The sequence below is a fragment of the Centipeda felix genome (assembly GCF_900186465.1).
Classification (GTDB): domain Bacteria; phylum Bacillota; class Negativicutes; order Selenomonadales; family Selenomonadaceae; genus Centipeda; species Centipeda felix.
The window spans coordinates 885184-904444 of sequence record NZ_LT891959.1 but is presented as its reverse complement, the minus strand read 5'-3'; the positions used below and the strand labels follow the sequence as shown (position 1 = coordinate 904444).

General features: G+C 56.7%; 15 protein-coding genes. All 15 read left to right on the top strand.

Annotation, left to right across the window (positions count from 1 at the left end; translation table 11 throughout):
• A complete protein-coding gene (locus tag C1713_RS11725) occupies positions 1-699 on the top strand; it encodes a formate dehydrogenase subunit gamma (RefSeq protein WP_009753172.1) in 699 nt (232 codons plus the stop codon).
• Positions 700-863: 164 nt separating this feature from the next.
• On the top strand, positions 864-2861 hold the full coding sequence (locus C1713_RS11720) for a penicillin-binding protein (protein WP_050342627.1): 1998 nt from the start codon (positions 864-866) through the stop codon (positions 2859-2861).
• 180 nt (positions 2862-3041) lie between these two features.
• Positions 3042-3515 (top strand): mannose/fructose/sorbose PTS transporter subunit IIB, encoded by a 474-nt coding sequence (locus C1713_RS11715; protein ID WP_102494016.1) that lies wholly within the window; start codon positions 3042-3044, stop codon positions 3513-3515.
• A gap of 31 nt (positions 3516-3546) precedes the next feature.
• On the top strand, positions 3547-4344 hold the full coding sequence (locus C1713_RS11710) for a PTS mannose/fructose/sorbose transporter subunit IIC (protein WP_102494015.1): 798 nt from the start codon (positions 3547-3549) through the stop codon (positions 4342-4344).
• Positions 4345-4356: 12 nt separating this feature from the next.
• Positions 4357-5181 carry a PTS mannose transporter subunit IID gene (gene manZ, locus C1713_RS11705; protein WP_102494014.1) on the top strand — a complete coding sequence of 275 codons (825 nt, stop codon included), beginning with the start codon at positions 4357-4359 and terminating at the stop codon, positions 5179-5181.
• Positions 5182-5205: 24 nt separating this feature from the next.
• Positions 5206-6453, top strand: a complete 1248-nt coding sequence (locus C1713_RS11700; protein WP_102494013.1) for a zinc-binding dehydrogenase — start codon at positions 5206-5208, stop codon at positions 6451-6453.
• A 191-nt stretch (positions 6454-6644) separates the two neighbouring features.
• Positions 6645-7490, top strand: a complete 846-nt coding sequence (locus C1713_RS11695; protein WP_102494082.1) for a MurR/RpiR family transcriptional regulator — start codon at positions 6645-6647, stop codon at positions 7488-7490.
• 43 nt (positions 7491-7533) lie between these two features.
• Positions 7534-7962 carry a PTS sugar transporter subunit IIA gene (locus tag C1713_RS11690; RefSeq protein WP_102494012.1) on the top strand — a complete coding sequence of 143 codons (429 nt, stop codon included), beginning with the start codon at positions 7534-7536 and terminating at the stop codon, positions 7960-7962.
• A 135-nt stretch (positions 7963-8097) separates the two neighbouring features.
• Positions 8098-9033: a cysteine synthase A gene (gene cysK, locus C1713_RS11685; protein ID WP_102494011.1), complete on the top strand. Its 936-nt coding sequence runs from the start codon at positions 8098-8100 to the stop codon at positions 9031-9033.
• Between the two features lie 442 nt (positions 9034-9475).
• A complete protein-coding gene (locus C1713_RS11680) occupies positions 9476-11611 on the top strand; it encodes a GAF domain-containing protein (protein ID WP_050342629.1) in 2136 nt (711 codons plus the stop codon).
• Positions 11608-12513: a hypothetical protein gene (locus C1713_RS11675; protein ID WP_050342630.1), complete on the top strand. Its 906-nt coding sequence runs from the start codon at positions 11608-11610 to the stop codon at positions 12511-12513. Before C1713_RS11680 ends, C1713_RS11675 begins: the two co-directional genes overlap by 4 nt.
• A complete protein-coding gene (locus C1713_RS11670) occupies positions 12506-14329 on the top strand; it encodes a DUF2194 domain-containing protein (RefSeq protein WP_050342632.1) in 1824 nt (607 codons plus the stop codon). The genes C1713_RS11675 and C1713_RS11670 overlap by 8 nt, the downstream gene beginning before the upstream one ends.
• Positions 14329-15771, top strand: a complete 1443-nt coding sequence (pelF, locus tag C1713_RS11665) for a GT4 family glycosyltransferase PelF (RefSeq protein WP_009753166.1) — start codon at positions 14329-14331, stop codon at positions 15769-15771. Before C1713_RS11670 ends, pelF begins: the two co-directional genes overlap by 1 nt.
• Entirely contained in the window at positions 15752-17224 is a 1473-nt protein-coding gene (gene pelG, locus C1713_RS11660; protein ID WP_102494010.1) for an exopolysaccharide Pel transporter PelG, read from the top strand. Before pelF ends, pelG begins: the two co-directional genes overlap by 20 nt.
• Positions 17221-19245, top strand: a complete 2025-nt coding sequence (locus C1713_RS11655) for a peroxidase (protein ID WP_102494009.1) — start codon at positions 17221-17223, stop codon at positions 19243-19245. Before pelG ends, C1713_RS11655 begins: the two co-directional genes overlap by 4 nt.
• Positions 19246-19261 lie beyond the last annotated feature (16 nt).

Below are 19261 nucleotides of genomic sequence, written 5' to 3'. Positions count from 1 at the left end.
ATGTTGATCGACAAAAAGTACGTTCCGCGCCATGAAAAGGCGTTTGCCATGTGCCACTGGCTCAACGCATTTGCGTTCTTCATGCTGTTCCTCACGGCACTCCCGCTTTACACGGACACGTTCCGCTTCCTTTACAACATCTTCGGCGATAAGACGCTTATGTATGCGCACCGTGTGTTCGGCGTCATGTTCATCCTGACCCCGATTATCGGTTTCATCATCGCGCGCAAGGGCTACATCATCATGCTGAAGGAGATCTTCAGCTTCGGCAAGAAGGACATGGAATTCATGCAGAAATTCCCCCTTGAGCTGATGGGCAAAGATCCCCACATGCCCCCGCAGGGCTTCTACAACGGCGGCGAGAAGATGAACATCGCCCTGCAGCTTGCGCTGTCGGTCGTCATCGTCGTCACCGGTCTCATCCTCTGGATGGGTGACAGTATCCTGCCCGCGACGATCACGGCGTATGCCATCCCCGTCCACAGCATTGCGGCGGCAGTCTGCTTTGCCGCAGCGCTCGGGCATATCTATCTCGCGGCGGGCGTCAACCCCGACTCCCTGCACGGCATGACGGACGGCACGATCAAGGCATCGTACGCCGACCATCACCATGGTGCATGGGTGAACGAGCTCATCTCCGAGGGCATCGTTACGCGCGCGGAGATCAACGAGGCGGAAAAGGCAGAGGGAAACCACTGAGGCGTTTCCTCTCTGTTCCGTAATCCCTACGAAAGACACGGCTTTGCCTGCGCAGAGCCGTGTCTTTTTTTTCCCGCCCGTTTATGGTATCATGACAGAGTATATGGAGTAACGGTCTCTGTTACCCGTAACACAATCGCAGTGCATCATGGGGAGATGGACAGATGAAAAATATTCGGTCGACCGTGCAGGGGCGCATCGGCTACGTCGCGCTCGTAATGATCGGCGTTCTCGTTATCTTGGTATTCCGCTATGCCTATCTGCAGATCGTGCAGGGGGATGCGCTCGCCCAGCGGATGCGCGACCAGAGCGGCTACGAGTTCCACATCCAGTCCCTGCGCGGGGCGATTCTCGACCGCGGCGGCAAGGAACTCGCCGTCAGCAGCATGACGAAATCCCTTTTCGTCGACCCAAACCACGTCTATGACACCCACAACCCCGAGGAGATCGCAAGTGATATTGCACCGCTTATCGGCCTCACGGAGCAGGACATCCTCGACGACATCGCGCGCGGCGGCGGATTCGTCTGGGTCAAGCGGCGGCTGGAGCACACGGAGTACGAGGCCGTGCGCGCCGTCATTCGTGAGAAGGGCTACAGCGACTGCCTCGGCTTTCAGAACGAGGCAAAGCGCTACTATCCGAACGACGCGCTCGCGGCGAACGTCATCGGCTTCGTCGGCACGGACGACGAGGGACTTGACGGCGTGGAGCAGGCACTTGACCCGCTCCTGAAAGGCGAGGTGCGCGAGGAGCGGCTCACCGTCGACGGACAGCGCCGCCCTATCCTCGACTCCATCTTTGCGGGACGGCGCGTCTACGGCAGCGACTACTGCAAGACCGTTTCACTGACCATTGACAGCACAATTCAGTTCATGGTCGAGCAGGAACTTGACCGTGCGATGGCGGAGAACAACCCCGACTCCATCACGGCGATCGTCATGGATCCAAAGACGGGCGAGATCCTCGCCATGGCATCACGCCCCTCCTACAACCCCAACCGCTTCTGGGAGTATCCGCAGGAGAACTGGAAGAATCGCGCCGTTGCCTTTATCTATGAGCCTGGCTCGACGTTTAAGGCCGTCATTGCGGGCGCGGCACTGCAGGAGGCCATCGTTACGCCGAATCAGGTCTTCTTTGACCCCGGCTACGTCATGGTCTCGGGACGACGCATCCAGAACTGGAGCAACGAAAGCTACGGCGCGGTCACCTTCACCGACATCGTAAAGAAGTCCCTCAACACGGGCTTTGCACAGGTGGGGCTCTCCCTCGGCGCGGAGAAGATGATGCACTACACGCGCGTCTTTGGTTTCGGCGAGCGCACGGGCATTGACCTCCCGGGCGAGGAGGAGGGCATCCTCTTCAGTGCGGATGATATGCGCGACTCGGATATCGCGACGACGGCGATCGGTCAGAGTATCGCCGTGACCCCACTGCAGCTCGTCACGGCCATGGCGGCCATCGCGAACGGCGGCACGCTCATGCACCCCTATATCGTGCGTGAGATTCGGAACCCCGACGGCTCTGTCTACGAGGAGCGCACACCGCGTGAGATACGGCGTGTGCTCGAACCGACCGTTGACCGCACGCTGATCGGGCTCTTGGAGCAGGTCGTCGCGAGCGGCGGCGGCATGAAGGCGGGAGTCAAGGGCTACCGCATCGCAGGCAAGACCGGTACGGCACAGAAGATCCGCCGTGAGACGGCGGGCTATCTTGAAGGCCGCTATATTGCCTCCTTCTGTGGCTTTGCGCCCGTCGAGGATCCGATCTTCACCGTCCTCGTCATGATTGACGATCCGCGCGGCGGAGACTTCTACGGCGGACAGATCGCCGCACCTGTCGCCTCGCGCATCTTTACCCAGCTCCTGCGCTATGCCCATGTCGAGCCGTCGAGCAACACCTTTGCCGAAACGACGGGGGGCACGGAGAAGGGGCGCAGCGACGACGAAGAAAAGCGCATGGAAGCGGCCGCGACACCGCCCGAGGGCAAGGCTGTCGTGCCCGACTTTACGGGACTCTCCTTGCGCGAGGCGGCGCGCCTCGCCGAGCTGCGCGGACTCACCTTCGAGAGCGAGGGCACGGGTGCCGCCGTCAGCCAGAGCCTCAGCGTCAACGACATCGTCGACCAGGGCGAACGCGTAAAGGTCTACTTCCATCCGACGTGATAGAACTGTGAGAAGAGCAGTTACACGAAGATGTTTTTGTCTTCATGTAGCTGCTCTTTCTTTTATTAAAAAAAATATTTTCATGAAAACACTTGACAAGAAAATAATTTTCTTACTATAATAAGTTACAACAATTCAGAACGTTATGCGGCGTTAGGCAGTATGATAGGAGGATGCTTTATGATCATCAAACTGGTGCGCATTGATGACCGCCTGATTCATGGTCAGGTGGCGACGGTCTGGGCACATGAAGCAGGAGCAGGTCGGATCATTATATGCAGCGATGAAGTGGCGGCGGATGAGGTGCGGACAAAGTTGCTCAAACAGGTTGCTCCTCCCGGTATTAAGGTAAATGTTGTCAGCATTGATAAGGCGATTCGCGTTTATCAAAATCCGAAGTATGAGCAGGAAACAGTATTTTTTCTGTTTATCTGTCCGCAGGATATCGTTCGTATGGTGGAGGGGGGTGTCCCTATCCGCAGCGTGAACATTGGTGGTATGGCATTCCGTGAAGGCAAACAGCAAATCACGAAGGCTGTTTCCGTCGATGATTCCGATCGCGCGGCGTTCCGTACGCTCCACGAACACGGCATTGAACTTGAGATTCGTCCCGTTGCAACGGATCACAAGGTAGATATTATGTCGAAACTGTAACCACGTTACGGTGCAGAGGAGGTAAGGCATTATGGAAATCTCAGGGCTTCAAATTTTTCTACTCGTTGTCGTAGCAGCAATTGTTGGAATGGGAAGCGTTTTGGATTCGTTCCAGACACATCGGCCGCTCATCGCGTGTACACTTGTCGGTATAATCCTTGGAGACGTGACGACAGGTGTCATTCTTGGCGGGACGTTGGAGTTCATCGCTTTGGGATGGATGAATATCGGAGCGGCGCAGTCTCCCGACTCGGCACTTGCCAGTATCATTTCAACGATATTGGTCATTGTTGGCAGTCAGTCTATTGGTACGGGCATAGCAATTGCACTTCCTGTTGCCGCTGCGGGACAGGTTCTAACGGTCATTGCCCGTACGATTACCGTGTTCTTCCAGCATGCAGCGGACCGCTACGCTGAGGATGCGAATTTCCGCATGATCGATATTTGCCATGTATCGGCACTTGTCATTCAAGCACTGCGTGTTGCTGTCCCTGCATTTCTTGTGGCAGTATTTGCCAGCCCCGAGGGAATCCAAGCTCTGCTTGATGCTATCCCGAAAACCATAACGGTCGGCCTCCAGGTTGCCAGCGGTTTTGTTGTCGCCGTCGGTTATGCGATGGTTATTAACATGATGGGCGGTAAGTATTTGCGGCCATTCCTCTTCCTCGGGTTCGTTGTAGCCGCATTTTCGTCATTTAATTTGGTCGCATTTGGTGTGATCGGCACAGTTCTCGCGATCGTTTATGTGCAGCTCAACCCGCGCTTTGCAGCACCACAGGCGGCAGCATCAGCACCCACAGCTGTTGCAGATGATGAACTGGAAGACTGAGAGGGAATAGACATGGAAAAGAAATTGACAAAATCCGATCTGTTCTGGATCTTTATGCGTTCGAATCTCCAGCAGGCGTCGTTTAATTTCGAGCGTATTCATGCATTGGGCTTCTGTTTTGATATGGTACCGGCGATCAAACGTCTCTATCATGATAAGGCAGAGCAGGCTGTAGCATTAAAACGCCATCTGAACTTTTTCAACGTCACGCCGGCTTGCGCAGGACCTGTTCTTGGCGTGACGGCTGCAATGGAAGAAGCGCGGGCCAATGGTGCAGAGGTATCCGATGGAACGATTAACAGCATCAAGATAGGGCTCATGGGGCCTCTTTGTGGTGTGGGAGATCCTGTATTTTGGGGAACCTTGCGTCCCATTACTGCGGCGTTGGGCGCTAGCCTGGCGCTTGGTGGAAGTCTTCTGGGACCGGTTATCTTCTTCCTGTTGTTCAATATAGTGCGCTTGGCCGCACTCTACTTTGGTGTCGTCTACGGGTACAACAAGGGGATCGATCTCGTCGTTCGTGATCTGGGCGGTAATTTGCTGCAGAAGATTACGGAAGGGGCGACCATCCTTGGCATGTTTGTCATGGGCGCGCTGATTGCAAAATGGACGCATATCGATATTCCTGTTGTCGTGTCAGAAATTGCGAGTCCCGATGGTACAGTTGTCGTTACGACAGTACAAAATATTCTCGATCAGCTGATGCCGGGGATGCTTGGACTTGGATTAACGCTGCTTCTGTGCAAGCTCCTGCGGCGGAACATTAACCCCATTACCTTGATTTTCGGGCTTTTTGCTGTCGGAATTATCGGGGCATGGCTCGGTGTTCTTGACTGATCTGTGGGAAAAGGAGGTATCTCGATGAAAACGAAGGCAGTTCGTCTGTATGGGAAAAATGATCTACGGCTGGAGGAATTTGAGCTGCCTCCTATGCAGCCGGATGAGATCATGGCGGAGATCATCACAGACAGTCTCTGCATGTCTACGTTAAAGGCCGTATCGAATGGAGCCGATCATCGTAAGGTTCCAGCAGATATTGCGACACATCCCGTGATCGTCGGGCATGAATTCTGTGGACGTATTGCGGCCGTGGGTGATATGTGGAAAGAACAGTATCATGTCGGCGATAAATTTGTTATACAGCCCAATATCGGAGATGTTCGTGCCTATGCACCGGGATATTCCTTTCCATGGATTGGCGGTGACGCAACCTATGGTATTTTTCATCGTCAGGTGATGGACAATGGGAGTCTGCTTTCCTATCATGGTGATTCATATTTTGCAGGATCACTCGTGGAGCCTCTTTCCTGTATTGTCGGTGCATTCCGTGCACAGTATCATCTGTGCGATCAATACAGTCATGAGCACGTTATGGGGACCAGACAGGGCGGCGCTATGGCACTCCTAGGAGCGACGGGACCAATGGGGTTTCTGGCAATCGACCTAGCCGTGCATGGGGCGCGACGTCCGCGCCATCTCATTGTTACGGGGCGTACTCAGGAGAAACTGGAGCTAGTTCGTCGGCTCTACCCGGTGGAGGAGGCGGCGAAATACGGTGTCACCCTGCATTACGTGAATACACGTGATGTTCCTCAATATGCACAGCAGCTGCGTGGACTCTTGCCGGAACAGGTCAGCGGTTTTGATGATGTGTTTGTCATGGCTGCCGATCCTGATATGGTGACACAGGCAAGTGCTATGCTTGCCCAGGATGGCTGCCTGAATTTCTTTGCCGGTCCTTTGGATTGTGATTTTCATGCACCGATCAACTTCTTTGATGTGCATTATAATGTTACCCATATTGTCGGCACCAGCGGCGGAAATACCGAGGATATGAAAGAGGCGATCCACCTGATCGAGGATGGAACGGTGCATGTCGAAAAGATCGTCTCCCATGTACTAGGACTCGGCGCAGTTGTGGACACCACGCTGCACCTCAAACATATTCCGGGAGGAAAGAAACTGGTCTACACGCACCTCGATTTCCCACTTTCATCGCTGTCGGATCTTTCACATCTTCCAAACGCGGCGAAGATTATGACTGCTGTAGAGGAACATGGCGGGTTTTGGTGTGCGGAAGCAGAACGAATTCTGCTGAACGAAGCATAAAGGATCCGTTGCGCAAACCGCTCCTCAGAGTGACGTCCGAATGAGGCAGAAAACCGAACAGAGAGGTGCTCTGTGAAGGATATTCTGCCGAAGCGCAACCCAAAAGATATGCCAAGATGACAGTGCTGAATTTATGCGTGGCTCTTATATCCTGAAAGGAAGCAAATCCCGTGTCCGACTCGGAAAAAGTTTTGGAAAAGATTCTTTCCAACTATGCCTTGTTCTTTGACGCAGAGAAACGAGTAGCTGACTACGTTCTGAAGCACGAATCCCATGTTGTTGATATGACGATTTCCGAGCTTGCTGCAACCTGTGGAACGAGTGACGCGACGGTCGTTCGGTTCTGTAAAAAATGTGGATGCAACGGATTCCACCATCTAAAAATTAATATGGCGAAGGAAATGGCAATCCATGCTTCGTCACATAAGGATCATGTCGATTCGGATGAATTAGATTGTGCTCAGATGGATGTGTCTCTGCAAATTATTTTTTCCTGCAAGCAAGAGGAATTGCGAAGGACGTTGGCAGAGATTGACCCCGCAATGTTTCGCACGGTCGTGGAGCGTGTCGGGAAGGCAAGATTGGTCTTTTGTGCCGCTATGGGCAATACGATACCTGTCGCCATGGATGCAGGCTATAAGCTCAACGAGCTCGGACTTGCAGCGATTTCTGCGCCTGTTTGGGAGCACATGCTCGCGATGATGCATGCGGCGCGCCCGGAGGACGTTATGCTCGTGTTCTCTTCATCCGGAGAGACGAAAGATCTCATGCGTATCGTTGCTGCAGCACGTGAACAAGGGGTGCTGATTGTCCTGGTTACGAATCAGGTGCATTCCTCGTTAGCTCGCATGAGTCACTACGTACTGTATGCTGCCTCACGGGAACGCATCCTTTTTCGAAACTTCAGCTTTTCATCGACACGTCTGAGCATGACGGCTGTCGTTGAAGCACTTTATTACATGCTGCTCAGTGCCAAACAGGATTCGTCATCCTTCGTTGATGTACATGAACAGCGACTTTCAGAGCAGAAGATGTAACGGATGACAGGACATCTGTCTGTGGGACAAAGGAGAATACAGTATGTTTGGGATCATCATAGGTGCTCATGGGAGTCTCGCAGAGGAGCTGCGAAAGTCCTGTGAAATGATCTGCGGTACGCAGAAGAATCTGAGAACAGTGACACTTATGCCGGGAGAGAGTCTGGACGATGTACTGGTAAAGTATAAGGATGCGATTGCCCAGCTGGATTGTACGAATGGACTGCTTTTTCTCAATGATCTCTTCGGGGGCAGTCCGTTTAATGCAGCATGTCGACTGGCGGTGGGAGATCTGTCCTATGGGATTGTCACAGGGGTTAATCTTCCGATGCTCATCGAAATGGTCAGCATTCGGAATGCCGATCGAGAGTGGGATATTCATGCCCTCATGAAACAGGCTGCTGCAGCCGCTAGTCAGGGAGTGCACTTCTTTCATGCGTCGTTACTGAATGAAGAAGATGATGATTTGTGAAGTAGTATGGTGTGCGCATCCATCGGGTGCGCTTTTTTCATTTCCTCCCTTGACACAGTACCTGAAATCGTGTAAACTACAAACATAGTTTTTTGGTATGTTTGCTAATAATATAAAGATGAAGGAGACGATACAATGGGGAAGGTATATCAGAGTGTGACGGAGATCATCGGTCGCACGCCGCTTCTCGCGGCGAAGTCGTTCGCGAAGGCGCATGATCTCAAGGCGAATCTCCTCGTGAAGCTCGAGTATTTCAACCCGTCGGGCTCGGTGAAGGATCGTATTGCGGCTGCAATGGTTGAGCAGGCAGAGAAAGACGGCAGGATCGCGCCGGGGGCGACGCTGATCGAGCCGACGAGCGGCAACACGGGCATCGGTATCGCCTCGGTGGCGGCGGCGCGCGGCTACCGTGCGATTCTCACGATGCCGGAGACGATGAGCGTGGAGCGCCGCAACCTGCTGAAGGCATACGGCGCAGAGATTGTCCTCACGGAGGGGGCACAGGGGATGAAGGGCGCTATTGCGCGTGCAGAACAGCTGCAGAAGGAGATCCCGAATTCGTTCATCCCCTCGCAGTTCGAGAATCTCGCGAATCCTGCCGCGCACGAGCGGACGACGGGCCCCGAGATCTGGGCGGACACGGACGGCAAGGTGGATGCCTTTGTCGCCGGGGTCGGTACGGGCGGCACGGTGACGGGCACAGGCCGCTATTTGAAGCAGCAGAATCCCGCCGTATACATCGTCGCAGTGGAGCCGACGGACTCGCCCGTGCTCTCGGGCGGCAAGCCCGGCCCGCACAAACTGCAGGGACTCGGCGCGGGCTTCGTCCCCAACACGCTCGACACGAAGGTCTATGATGAGGTGATCCGCGTGTCGAATGACGATGCCTTTGTCTACGGGCGCGAGTTCGCTCGGCGCGAAGGCGCGTTGGTTGGCATCTCCTCAGGTGCAGCACTCGCAGCGGCGGTGGAGCTGGCAAAGCGTCCGGAGTATGAGGGTAAGACGATCGTCGCCCTCCTGCCCGATGGCGGTGACCGCTACCTCTCAACGGACCTCTTTGCAGGTAAGTAAAAAATTACTTCTTATTAGTCCTTCGTAAAAAATACGCAAAAGCATCTCTTATTACAAAAAATGACTGTAATAGGAGATGCTTTTTTCGATATATACCTTGGGATGTTTATCCCAGTGCTTTCTTCTTATGTGATAGAGCCTATTCTTTAGGTTGATACCGTGCGGGACACATCACAAAACGTTGGAATATCGGGTGTTGAAGAAGGATTTGTGCGATATAAGACCAAGAGAGTGGAATTTATAATTTTGTTCCTGCTCTCTTTGTATTGTTTCTTAAGAAAATGCGATAAAATGTAGCTGCTAAAAATTTGGATCTTCATCGATATAGTTGCTATTTCCATATCGTGCCATTATTTGTTATTTGTTGTTTGGCGGAAATGGCATGGGTTGTATGGACTATCCCTTGGTGAGATGCCGACTGTCGCAAGAATAGGATGATGACATGAGTACATGGACAAAAAAGGCGATGTTCGTTGGGCTTCCACGCTATCTGGAGCAGCTGCTCGGTGCATGCTGCGCAAAGGAGGGGTGGGAGCTCTATCGTTTTCGCGCGGTGGAGGGAGAACGTCCTCCGCAGGGGATTCACACGTATGACTGCGAGGTGGACAGTGCGGAGGCGGCACAGGTCTTTTCGGTTCAGAATCTGGATCTGCTCGTCTACCGACTGGAGCGCGACACCTCCGTTGCGATGCGTCGTCTGGATGCGCTCCTGCGCATGGCGCAGGAGCGTGCGGTCAAGCAGGTTTTTCTGCTCTCCGACGACGAGGTGTTTGCCGCCGGGACGCAGCCGACGGAACGTGATGCAGTGAATCCACAGAATGCGGACGGCAGGCTTTTCGTACGGCTCGAAGAGCTCGGCATGGCGTATCGTGCACAGGGCGTTCCCGTCTCTGTCATCCGTCTTCCCGAGCTCTATGCTCCGGGGATGACGGCGGAGGATGGCCTGATCGGACGCCTGTTCAGCATGGCGCTCACGGGGCGTTCTCTGCCGAAGTACGTCGCGCCCGCCGAGACGATGTGCGGGTTGGTCGATGCGCGTGACGCGGTCTATGCAATCTATCAGGCAACGGCGCGTGACTTTCATGAGCCATATCTCCACATTGCCCCCACAGAGGGGACGACGATGGAGGATCTCTATATGATCTGCGCGGACTTCTTCCCCTCGATGCATACGTCCGCCACCCCGCATCACCCGCACGGGATTGCCGTGCTTCGGAGCACGATAGCTTCGGAGCTGCTGGGCTGGCAGCCACGCCGCCCACTTGTCCCCGGGCTGCGCGAGACATGGGCGGCGATGAAGGCGGCGCGCGAGACGGCGCAGGCGGAGGGCATGGAGTACATCCGTCGGGCACAGCGTGCGCGCATCATGCGCACCGTCGTCCCCTTCGTGGAGAATATCGTCGGTGCACTCCTGACGCTCGGTGTGACGCATTTGCAGGGCGGAACGCCGGTCAATCCGATCATCTATGTGGACTTTGCCTTTATCTACATCAGCTGTATGGGGCTTCTCTACGGAAAGCAGCAGGCACTCCTTGCCGCCGGATTTTCACTCGTGATCCTCATCCGCTCGCTGCTCGGGCAGGGCTGGGATCTCGTGGCGCTCCTCTACAGCCCGCCGGAGTTCCTCCACTTTGTTTCCTACTTTTTTACCGCCGTGCTGACGGGCTACTTTGCCGATCGTGAGGCGTTCCGTCAGCGTGCGGATGGGCGGGTCAAGCGCCGTCTGCAGTACCGTGTCTCCTTCCTTGAGAATCTGTTCAAGGAGAGCGTTGCCATCAAGGATCGTCTCTACCGTCAGATCATCAATTCGGACGACAGCATCGGCCGCCTCTATCGCATCACCTCGCGTCTGGACTCGGTCGAGACAGAGAACCTCTATACGCAGACAGCAGCCGTGACGGCAGAAATCTTGAGCGTCAAGGATGTCGTGGTCTATGTGGTGGGTGAGGGTGGCTACTATCTGCGCCAGAAGGTACGTCTCGGCGACAGCACCTACGAGCTGCCGCGCTCGCTGCGCGTGGAGGATCATCCGTATCTGAAGCGGGTGCTCGAGGATCACGAGATATTTGTCAACCGCGACCTCATGAAGGGGGTCCCCGATCTCGCCGCACCGATTGTCCACGACGGCAGGGTCATTGCGGTGGTCCAGATTTATCATCTGGACTTCGAGCAGTGGAGCCTCTACGAGCAAAATCTGCTCTCGATTACGGCGCGCCTGGTCGCGGGCTCGCTCGCGAATGCCTACGCATGGGAGAAGGAGACGGCCGACCGCAAGTATCTCGACGATACGCGCATCCTGCGTGCGGAGGAGTTCGATAAGGTGGTCGCGGAGTTCCGCGAGCGCCGTCGGCTGCAGCCGGACTATCCTGTCACGCTGCTCCCGATCCACATTCATCACATGAGTTATCGCGAGCTCGACCATAAGATCGCGAACAGCATTCGTGCCGAGGATGTGATCGGCGCGACAGAGAAAGGCGTCTCGCTGCTCCTCTCGGATGTTACGGGCAAGACGCTTGCCATGGTGCGGGAACGTCTCGCAAAGGTCGGGATTGAAACGGGGGAGAGTCAGTCACTATGATGAACGAGGGCGTTCCGGGCGGATGGATCTTCGTCGCCATATACCTCGTCGTGGTTCTCGTCTGTACCGTGCTCGAATGGCGTTATCGCGGGTGGATCTCGGCACTGTCCAAGGCTCTCGTCTCCCTTACCATACCGGTCGCGGGACTCGTGCTGCTGCTGCTCTACGAGCTGATCGGTCAGGTGCTCGGGCTCATGCGCCGTACAGGACCGGACGAAGAAGACGAGGATCTGAGCCTTTCGATCGATGATCCCGCCTACAGCGGCGATATTGTGCCGCTGCGTGATACCTTTCTGCTCGATGATGCGAAGCTGAAGCGCAAGTTCTTCACCGATGCGATCAAGCAGAATGTGGTGGAGCGGCAGTCGATCCTGAACGAGGCAGTACACGACAGCGACCGTGAGATCGCCTACTATGCAGTGTCGCTCATGACGGCGCACATGGAGCAGCTGAACGAGGAGATCTATACCCTCGAGGAGCAGATCAAGCGCGGCGCGGACGACGACGCCCTGCTGGACGAGTACGTCAAGAAGGTGCGCGAGTTCCTCTTGCGTCAGTACGGCGACGAGGTGACGCGCGAGCAGCAGCGCACGCGCTACAGGGAGATGCTGCGTCTCCTCGCGGAGCGCCATCCCGAGCATCCCGCCTACCGAGCGGAGGAGATCCGTGAGCTGATTCACGGTGGACAGATGCTCGAGGCGGAGGCGTCCTGTCTGGAGATGCGGGAGCAGCACCCGAATGACGAGCTGCCGCTCCTCCTCCTGATGAATGTCTATCAGGCGTCGCATCGGCGGGAGAAGCTGCTGGAGATGATCAGCGCCCTGAAGAAGCTGCCGGTACGTCTCAGCAACGAGGCAATGCAGGCGATACGGTATTGGGATGGAGGTAGAGTGCATGAATAAGCGCAGTCTTTACATCCTCCTTTTCGTTTCGTTCTTCCTCGGATGTTTTTTCCAGTACAGCCGTCTCGACGGCTTCCTCCACCTCGGTGCACTCTCCAATCGTTTGCTCGGGAACCATACGGTGTATGACAAACCGTTCGACGGGGATATGCCGCAGGAGAAGTTCCTCATCCTCTACGATCCGACGGATGTGCTGAGCATGTATACGCGGCACAATGTGGAGAAGCTGCTGACGGAAAAGCGCAAGGCATACGAGAGCCATCCGATGGATGAGAGTGTCCCGCTCGATGATTCCTATACGGGCGTGGCGATTACGACGGGGCATCTCCAGCGGGTGACGATGCTGCCTGCAGTCATGGACTATGTGCGCGGCGGCGGAACGCTCCTTGCCATGCAGCGGATCTGGCAGGAGGACAAGGATGCGATCGATGCGTCACTGCTCGCGGATGTCGGCATTGCCGATGTGGGTACGGTGGAAGATGCGCTCGGGATCTATGTGGTCACGAACTTTCTCGTCGGGGCGAAGGGATTCAGCTTTAACGGCGGTGACAGCTACACGACACAGGTCAATCTGACGACACTCACGCCCGATGCCGAGGTGCAGATTGCCACGGCAGCGGGCGTGCCGCTCGTCTGGGAGAAAAGCCTTGGCGACGGCCATGTCTATATGTATAATGGGATGGAGCGCGACGACAAGACAAATCTCGGTATCTATATGGCAATGCTCGCGCACTGCGGAACGGATCCGATCTACCCCGTGGTCGGTGTCAAGATTTTCATCCTCGACGACTTCCCGGCACCGGTGCCCGATGGAGATTTCCCCCATATCTACAATGAGCTCGGCGTGGATACGGCGACATTCTACCGGAAAATCTGGTGGCCGTTCGTGCGCAAACTCGCAAAGGACGAGAACCTCCGCCTCTCGGGGGCGATCATCGAAAACTATAACGCACAGATCAAAGGCCCCTTCCATGCGCTCGGCGGACGTGCGGCGCGCGACGCGCTCATCATCTATGGCCGCGAGCTGATCGACATGGGTGGGGAGCTCGGGCTGCACGGCTACAATCATCAGCCGCTCGCGCCTGCGGGCTATGGTCAGGCAAAGCTCGACTATGTGCCGTGGGAGAGTCAGGCAGATATGATCGACTCCTTGACGGAGCTGCGCAGGTATATAAAATCCGTCTATCCGGACTATGATTTCCGCTACTATGTGCCGCCGTCGAACATCTCGAGCCCCGAGGGGATCGCTGCCGTGCGGCAGGTGTTTCCGGAGCTCATCGCGGTCTGTTCGCTTTACGACGGACTCGCGACGGATCATGCGTGGTATCAGGACTTTAACTACAAGGATGGCATCTACAATATCCCGCGCATCAGCTCGGGGCATGAGGACGATGAAGCGCAGTTCTGGGGCGAGATCACAGCGCTGAACTACATCGGCGTGTTCTCGCATTTCATCCACCCCGATGAGCTGTTCTACGCGGAGAGTGCCAACCAGTCTTGGCATAGTATGTCGACGGGTCTGAAGTCGTTCATGCACCGCCTCAGTACGCGCTATCCGTGGCTGACGCCCGAGACGGTCTCGGATAGTATTCCCATTTTCTCGGATTACTACGACATGGATTATCGCGTCGTGCACGAGGAGAATGGGCTGCATATTTACTCCTGGGGCTACAGCGGGGAGCTGCGCTTCCTGCTGCGCACGGAGAAGGAGATCGACCATACGGACGGCTGTAAGACAGAGGCGGTGGAGGACGGTGTCTACATCGTCCGCGTGACGAAGCCCGAGGCACATATCTATTGGAAGGAGGAGCCCTGATGCGGATCTGTCTGCTGACGGAAGGCTCATATCCCTACGTTGTGGGCGGCGTATCGTCGTGGGTACAGATGCTCATGGAGGGGCTCCCGGAGTATGAGTTCGTCGTCTATTCGATCGGTGCGGAGGGGAAGGATCGCGGCAAGTTCAAGTACAAGCTGCCGAAGAACTGCATCAGCATCGAGGAGGTCTTTCTCGACGAGATCCTCGCCCTGCGCTCCTCGGATATGCTCGAGGGCATCCTCACGGGGCAGGAGCAGCAGACGCTCTATGAGTTCGTCCGCGGAAAACATACGGTGTCGATTGAGCATCTCGCGGAGATCTTTCGCCCCGGACGGTGGAAATCGCCGCTCGCGGTCTTTATGTCGAGCGATTTCTTCGATGTGATTGTACGCTTCTATCGGGAGGAATATCGAAATCTCCCGTTCACTGATTTTTTCTGGACGATGCGCTCGATGCTGCTGCCGCTCTTTTTCCTGCTGCAGCAGAAGCTGCCCGAGGCCGATGTCTATCACAGTGTGGCGACGGGATACTGCGGTGTGGTCGGCGGCATGGCGACGACGCTCAGCGGAAAGCCGTTTATGATTACGGAGCACGGTGTTTACTCGCGTGAGCGCGAGGCAGAGATCATCAAGAGTGACTGGGTGAAGACGGATTTCAAGGGCCTCTGGATCCAGTATTTTTATCATCTGGCGCGGATCGCCTATCGGTCGGCGCAGCGGGTCTATACGCTCTTTGAGCACAACGGCAGGATCGCCGTTGATCTCGGCTGTCCCGCAGACCGAATCCATATCGTGCCGAACGGCGTCCACATGGAGCGCTTTGCGCACATCGAGGAGCTGCGCGACCACGGCGGTGCGTTTCAGGTCGGTGCAGTCGTGCGCGTTGCGCCGATCAAGGATATCCTGACGCTCCTGCGTGCCTTTGCCATCGTTAAGCGCGAGATGCCCGAGGCGAAGCTCTGCATCATGGGCGGTCTGGAGGAGGATCCAGACTATGTGGCGGTCTGCTACCGTACGGTGAAGATGCTCGGTCTTGAGGATGTGGAGTTCACGGGGTCTGTGCCCGTCGCGGAGTACCTGCCGAAGATGGATGTGCTCGTGCTCTCCTCGATCAGCGAGGGGCAGCCGCTCGCTGTGCTCGAGGGGTTCTCGGCGCATCGTCCGTACGTGACAACGGATGTCGGCTGCTGCCGTGAGCTGATCTACGGCGACAGCAACGATACGCTCGGCACCGCCGGAGCGGTGGTCGCCCCGATGGATTTTGAGGCGATGGCATACGAGATTCTGCGCCTCGCGCGCGATTATGAGCTGCGCCGCTCCATGGCGGCGGTCGGCTTTGCGCGGACGAAGGCACACTATACCTACGAACAGTTTATTTCATCGTATCGGACTGCCTATCGTGAGGCAGCGGAGGAGGGATCCCATGGCGGGCGTCGGGTTTGAGCTGAAGCGGCTGTTCCGTGCGCGGACGGCGGCAGGACATCTCAAGGCGTACTCGTACTCCGCCATTGTGACGACGGGGCCGTTCGTCCTCCTCACGAGCATGGTGCTCGCTGTGCAGCTGCTCTTCATCGCGTACGGCGCAGGCGATGATGCCTCGGCGGTGTTCCTCGGGGCGGTGATCTATTCCTTCATCTTCTCGCAGCTGCTCTCCTCGGGCTTTACGATTGTACTGACGCGCTATCTTGCGGACTGCATCACGGTGCAGCACTATCGCGACGTGACGCCGTCCATGTTCGGCATGAGTGCGATTCTCCTTGCACTCGGGACGATTGCGGCGGTGATTTTCTTCTGGAACAAGCCGCTCGCCTTCGAGCTGAAACTGCTCTCTCATGTCTTTTTCTCGGAGCTGCTGCTGATCTGGGTGGGCGGGGTCTACCTGACGGCGGTTAAGAAGTTCAAGTATCTCATCCTCGGCTATCTCGTGGGCGTGCTTATCAGTCTCCTGCTGACCGTACTGTTCTTGGAAACGAGCTGGCTGCCGCCGACGGAGGGAGCGCTCCTATCCGTGGATGTGGGGATGGGCGTTCTCGCGCTCTTCTTCTTCCTCTATGTGACGAGCCGCTTCGGACTGCCGCGCGACGGGATGCTCTTTGCCTTTCTCCCCTATCTCGGGCGTCACGGACGCCTCTTCATCGGTGCGTTCGGCTATACGCTCGGCCTCTTTTTGCCGAACATCATTATATGGCAGGGGCCATGGGGCGTGCTCATCCACGGGACATTCCTCTATGCGCCGCGCTATGATGTGGTCGTCTTCTACGCACTGCTTTCGATTCTGCCGCTCATGACGATCTTTGTGGTCAAGGTGGAGACGCAGTTCTACGAGCGCTATGCCCACTACTTCGGAGCGATCACGCACGGCGGGAACCTGCACCTCATCGAGGACTCGCGCAAGGATCTGCTCTATTCCATGTGGTTCGAGATGCGGCAGGCGCTTGAGTTCCAGTTCGTCTTTACGCTGATCTTCCTCGCTCTTGGCAACTACATCCTCTCGTTTGCGGGGCTGGACTACAATGCGATCAATATGTACAACGTGATCCTCTTTGCGTCCTTCTTCGTCGGGACACTGCAGATCTTTATGATCATGCTGGAGTACTTTGACTTCCAGAAAGGCGTGTGGCGGATCGGCGCAATTGCCGCCGTCGGCAACATCGCCTTTGGCGTCGTCAGCCTCTGGCTCGGCGACAAGAGCTACGGTTTTGGCTTCTTCCTCGCATCAGCACTCGCCCTCGCCTACGGCGTGTGGCTGCTCCGATGCTTTTCCAACGGGATCAACTACTATGTGTTCTGTGCGCAGCCGGTGTTCTATCAGGCAGACGCGGGGATTTTTTGGACGATTGCCCATCTGCTGTATGGGGACAAGCTCCCCGATCTGGAAAGGATGGAGAAGGCATGAGTATGCTGAGACGGGCGCAGCGCCGCCGTGATCTCCTGCGGCGCACGACCGCGGCGGCGTGTACGCTCCTTTTTGCCATGACGGGGCATGAGGCCCTCGCGGGCAGCAACGATGCGCTGCACGATGTGTACGGCTACTACTCGTATATGATGGATGTCAAGGATGAGATCGCCTCCTACCGTGCAGCAAAGGAGGCTCTCGCGCAGGCGAAGAAGGATCTCGCCGACGCACAGCAGAACCTCGCCGATGCCAAGGCAGGCGTGGCGGATGCCGCGGCGAATCTCACGCAGGCCAAGTCGAATCTGCACGATGCAGAGGAGCAGCTGGCTGCGGTGAAGAACGCTCTTGCAGCAGCAGAGGCACTGAGCGCACAGCGTACGCAGGAGGCGATCGCGGCGCAGCAGGCGGAGGCGGACTATGCACCGACAGTCTATGCGCAGCGCGCACATGTGGAGGCGATAAGTGCACGGTATGATCGCATGGCAGCGGCGAGCGGTGACACGTCGGCTCCTTTGGGCAGCGCTGCCGAGAAGGATCGGGCGGCGGTGGTGGCGCGCGTCCTGAACGAGGTCGGCTACCAGCAGAACCGCGTCAACGATGCACAGGCCATGGTCAATGCTGCTCTCGCGGGTGCAGCACCGGCAGAGACGGCGGAGGGGACGTCGGATACGAGCGCGATTGATGCGGCCTCCGCCGAGGTGGACGCCGCACAGTCCGAGCTGGATGCGATCGAGGACTATTTCTCTCAGCTGACGGCGGCACGTGAGGCGGCAGAGGATGCGGAGCGCGACGCGCGCGAGGCTGTTGCGGGCTATCAGCAAGATCTTGCTGACAGCACGACAAATCTCGCGGAGGCAACATCCTACGTGATGGATGCGGAGAACTATCAGCAGCAGGCCGCAGCGTGGGAGCGCGATGCCGTGCGCGATGAGGGCACGGCAGAACAGCAGCTCCGTGTCGCGCAGCATGATCTCGACTGCTTCGGTGAGGGGGCGGGCTGGCAGACCGGGGCAGAGTACTATGCGTGGCGCGGGGAGCGCGGCGGGCATCAGCTTTATCTGCCGCTCTCCTACTACAAGCGCACGCACCGCGGCAAGCAGAAGCTCGACTACGGGATTTCGACGGGCTATGTGAAGTCCGATACGGGCTTTGTAAACGGCGCGGTGTCGGGCTGGACGGATACCTCGCTGAGCCTGACCCTGCGCAACGAGAACCCCATCAACAGCGTTCGCTACGGATTCGGCCTCAGCATTCCGACGGGGCAGAGCCGCATTGGTGCAAAGGCGGTTGTGCCGGAGAGCCTTGCGCGCTTTACCGACTTTGGCGCAGGCTGGCAGTATATCCCGAGCATTGAGGTGCTGCATAAGATCACGGAGCAGGATCGTCTGACGGGACGAATGAGCTATACGATGCGCGGCGGCTACAACTACTCGCGCGAGGTGTGGGATGCCCATGTCTCACCCGGCAATATCTTTGCACAGGAGCTCGAGTATCTGCATACGGATGCGAAGAAAACCTACATGGTGCAGCTCTACCACAATTCGACAGGGAATGCCGTGCAGGACAGCATCGATACGGATGCTGGAACGATCACGGGGAAGAGCCACTACCGTGACGGCGACGACTGGGAGCTGCGCTTCTTCTACCATCGCGGTGTCACGAAAAAGGATGTGCTGCGCTGCTATACGATCCTCTCGCAGACGCAGGCGGGCACAGCCCCCGGCTCCTCGTCCATCGGGCGGCAGTACTACGGCATCGGCGTGCGGCATACGATCTCGAAACGCCTCACATGGCAGGTCATGGCGCACTATCAGAAGGTGAATTCGACCTACGATCCGCTGCGCACGGAGCTCAATACGGGCGGCGGGTTCAGCCGCCGCTCCCTGCTCGCGGAGCTCGCGTGTCGGATGAGCGACCGCAAGCAGCTCGTTTTGCAGGCGGAGCGGTACGTGCGCACGGATGAGGGGGGCGGCGGATACCACGGTTGGGGTATGACGCTCTGGTACAATGAGAGCCTCTGAGATAAGAGATCAGAAA

Coding starts and splice junctions, on each gene's coding strand:
- C1713_RS11725 (WP_009753172.1), top strand. CDS start 1: ATGTTGATCGACAAAAAGTACGTTCCGCGCCATGAAAAGGCGTTTGCC.
- pelF (WP_009753166.1), top strand. CDS start 14,329: ATGCGGATCTGTCTGCTGACGGAAGGCTCATATCCCTACGTTGTGGGC.
- C1713_RS11710 (WP_102494015.1), top strand. CDS start 3,547: ATGGAAATCTCAGGGCTTCAAATTTTTCTACTCGTTGTCGTAGCAGCA.
- C1713_RS11715 (WP_102494016.1), top strand. CDS start 3,042: ATGATCATCAAACTGGTGCGCATTGATGACCGCCTGATTCATGGTCAG.
- C1713_RS11655 (WP_102494009.1), top strand. CDS start 17,221: ATGAGTATGCTGAGACGGGCGCAGCGCCGCCGTGATCTCCTGCGGCGC.
- pelG (WP_102494010.1), top strand. CDS start 15,752: ATGGCGGGCGTCGGGTTTGAGCTGAAGCGGCTGTTCCGTGCGCGGACG.
- C1713_RS11700 (WP_102494013.1), top strand. CDS start 5,206: ATGAAAACGAAGGCAGTTCGTCTGTATGGGAAAAATGATCTACGGCTG.
- C1713_RS11690 (WP_102494012.1), top strand. CDS start 7,534: ATGTTTGGGATCATCATAGGTGCTCATGGGAGTCTCGCAGAGGAGCTG.
- C1713_RS11720 (WP_050342627.1), top strand. CDS start 864: ATGAAAAATATTCGGTCGACCGTGCAGGGGCGCATCGGCTACGTCGCG.
- C1713_RS11670 (WP_050342632.1), top strand. CDS start 12,506: ATGAATAAGCGCAGTCTTTACATCCTCCTTTTCGTTTCGTTCTTCCTC.
- C1713_RS11680 (WP_050342629.1), top strand. CDS start 9,476: ATGAGTACATGGACAAAAAAGGCGATGTTCGTTGGGCTTCCACGCTAT.
- cysK (WP_102494011.1), top strand. CDS start 8,098: ATGGGGAAGGTATATCAGAGTGTGACGGAGATCATCGGTCGCACGCCG.
- C1713_RS11675 (WP_050342630.1), top strand. CDS start 11,608: ATGATGAACGAGGGCGTTCCGGGCGGATGGATCTTCGTCGCCATATAC.
- manZ (WP_102494014.1), top strand. CDS start 4,357: ATGGAAAAGAAATTGACAAAATCCGATCTGTTCTGGATCTTTATGCGT.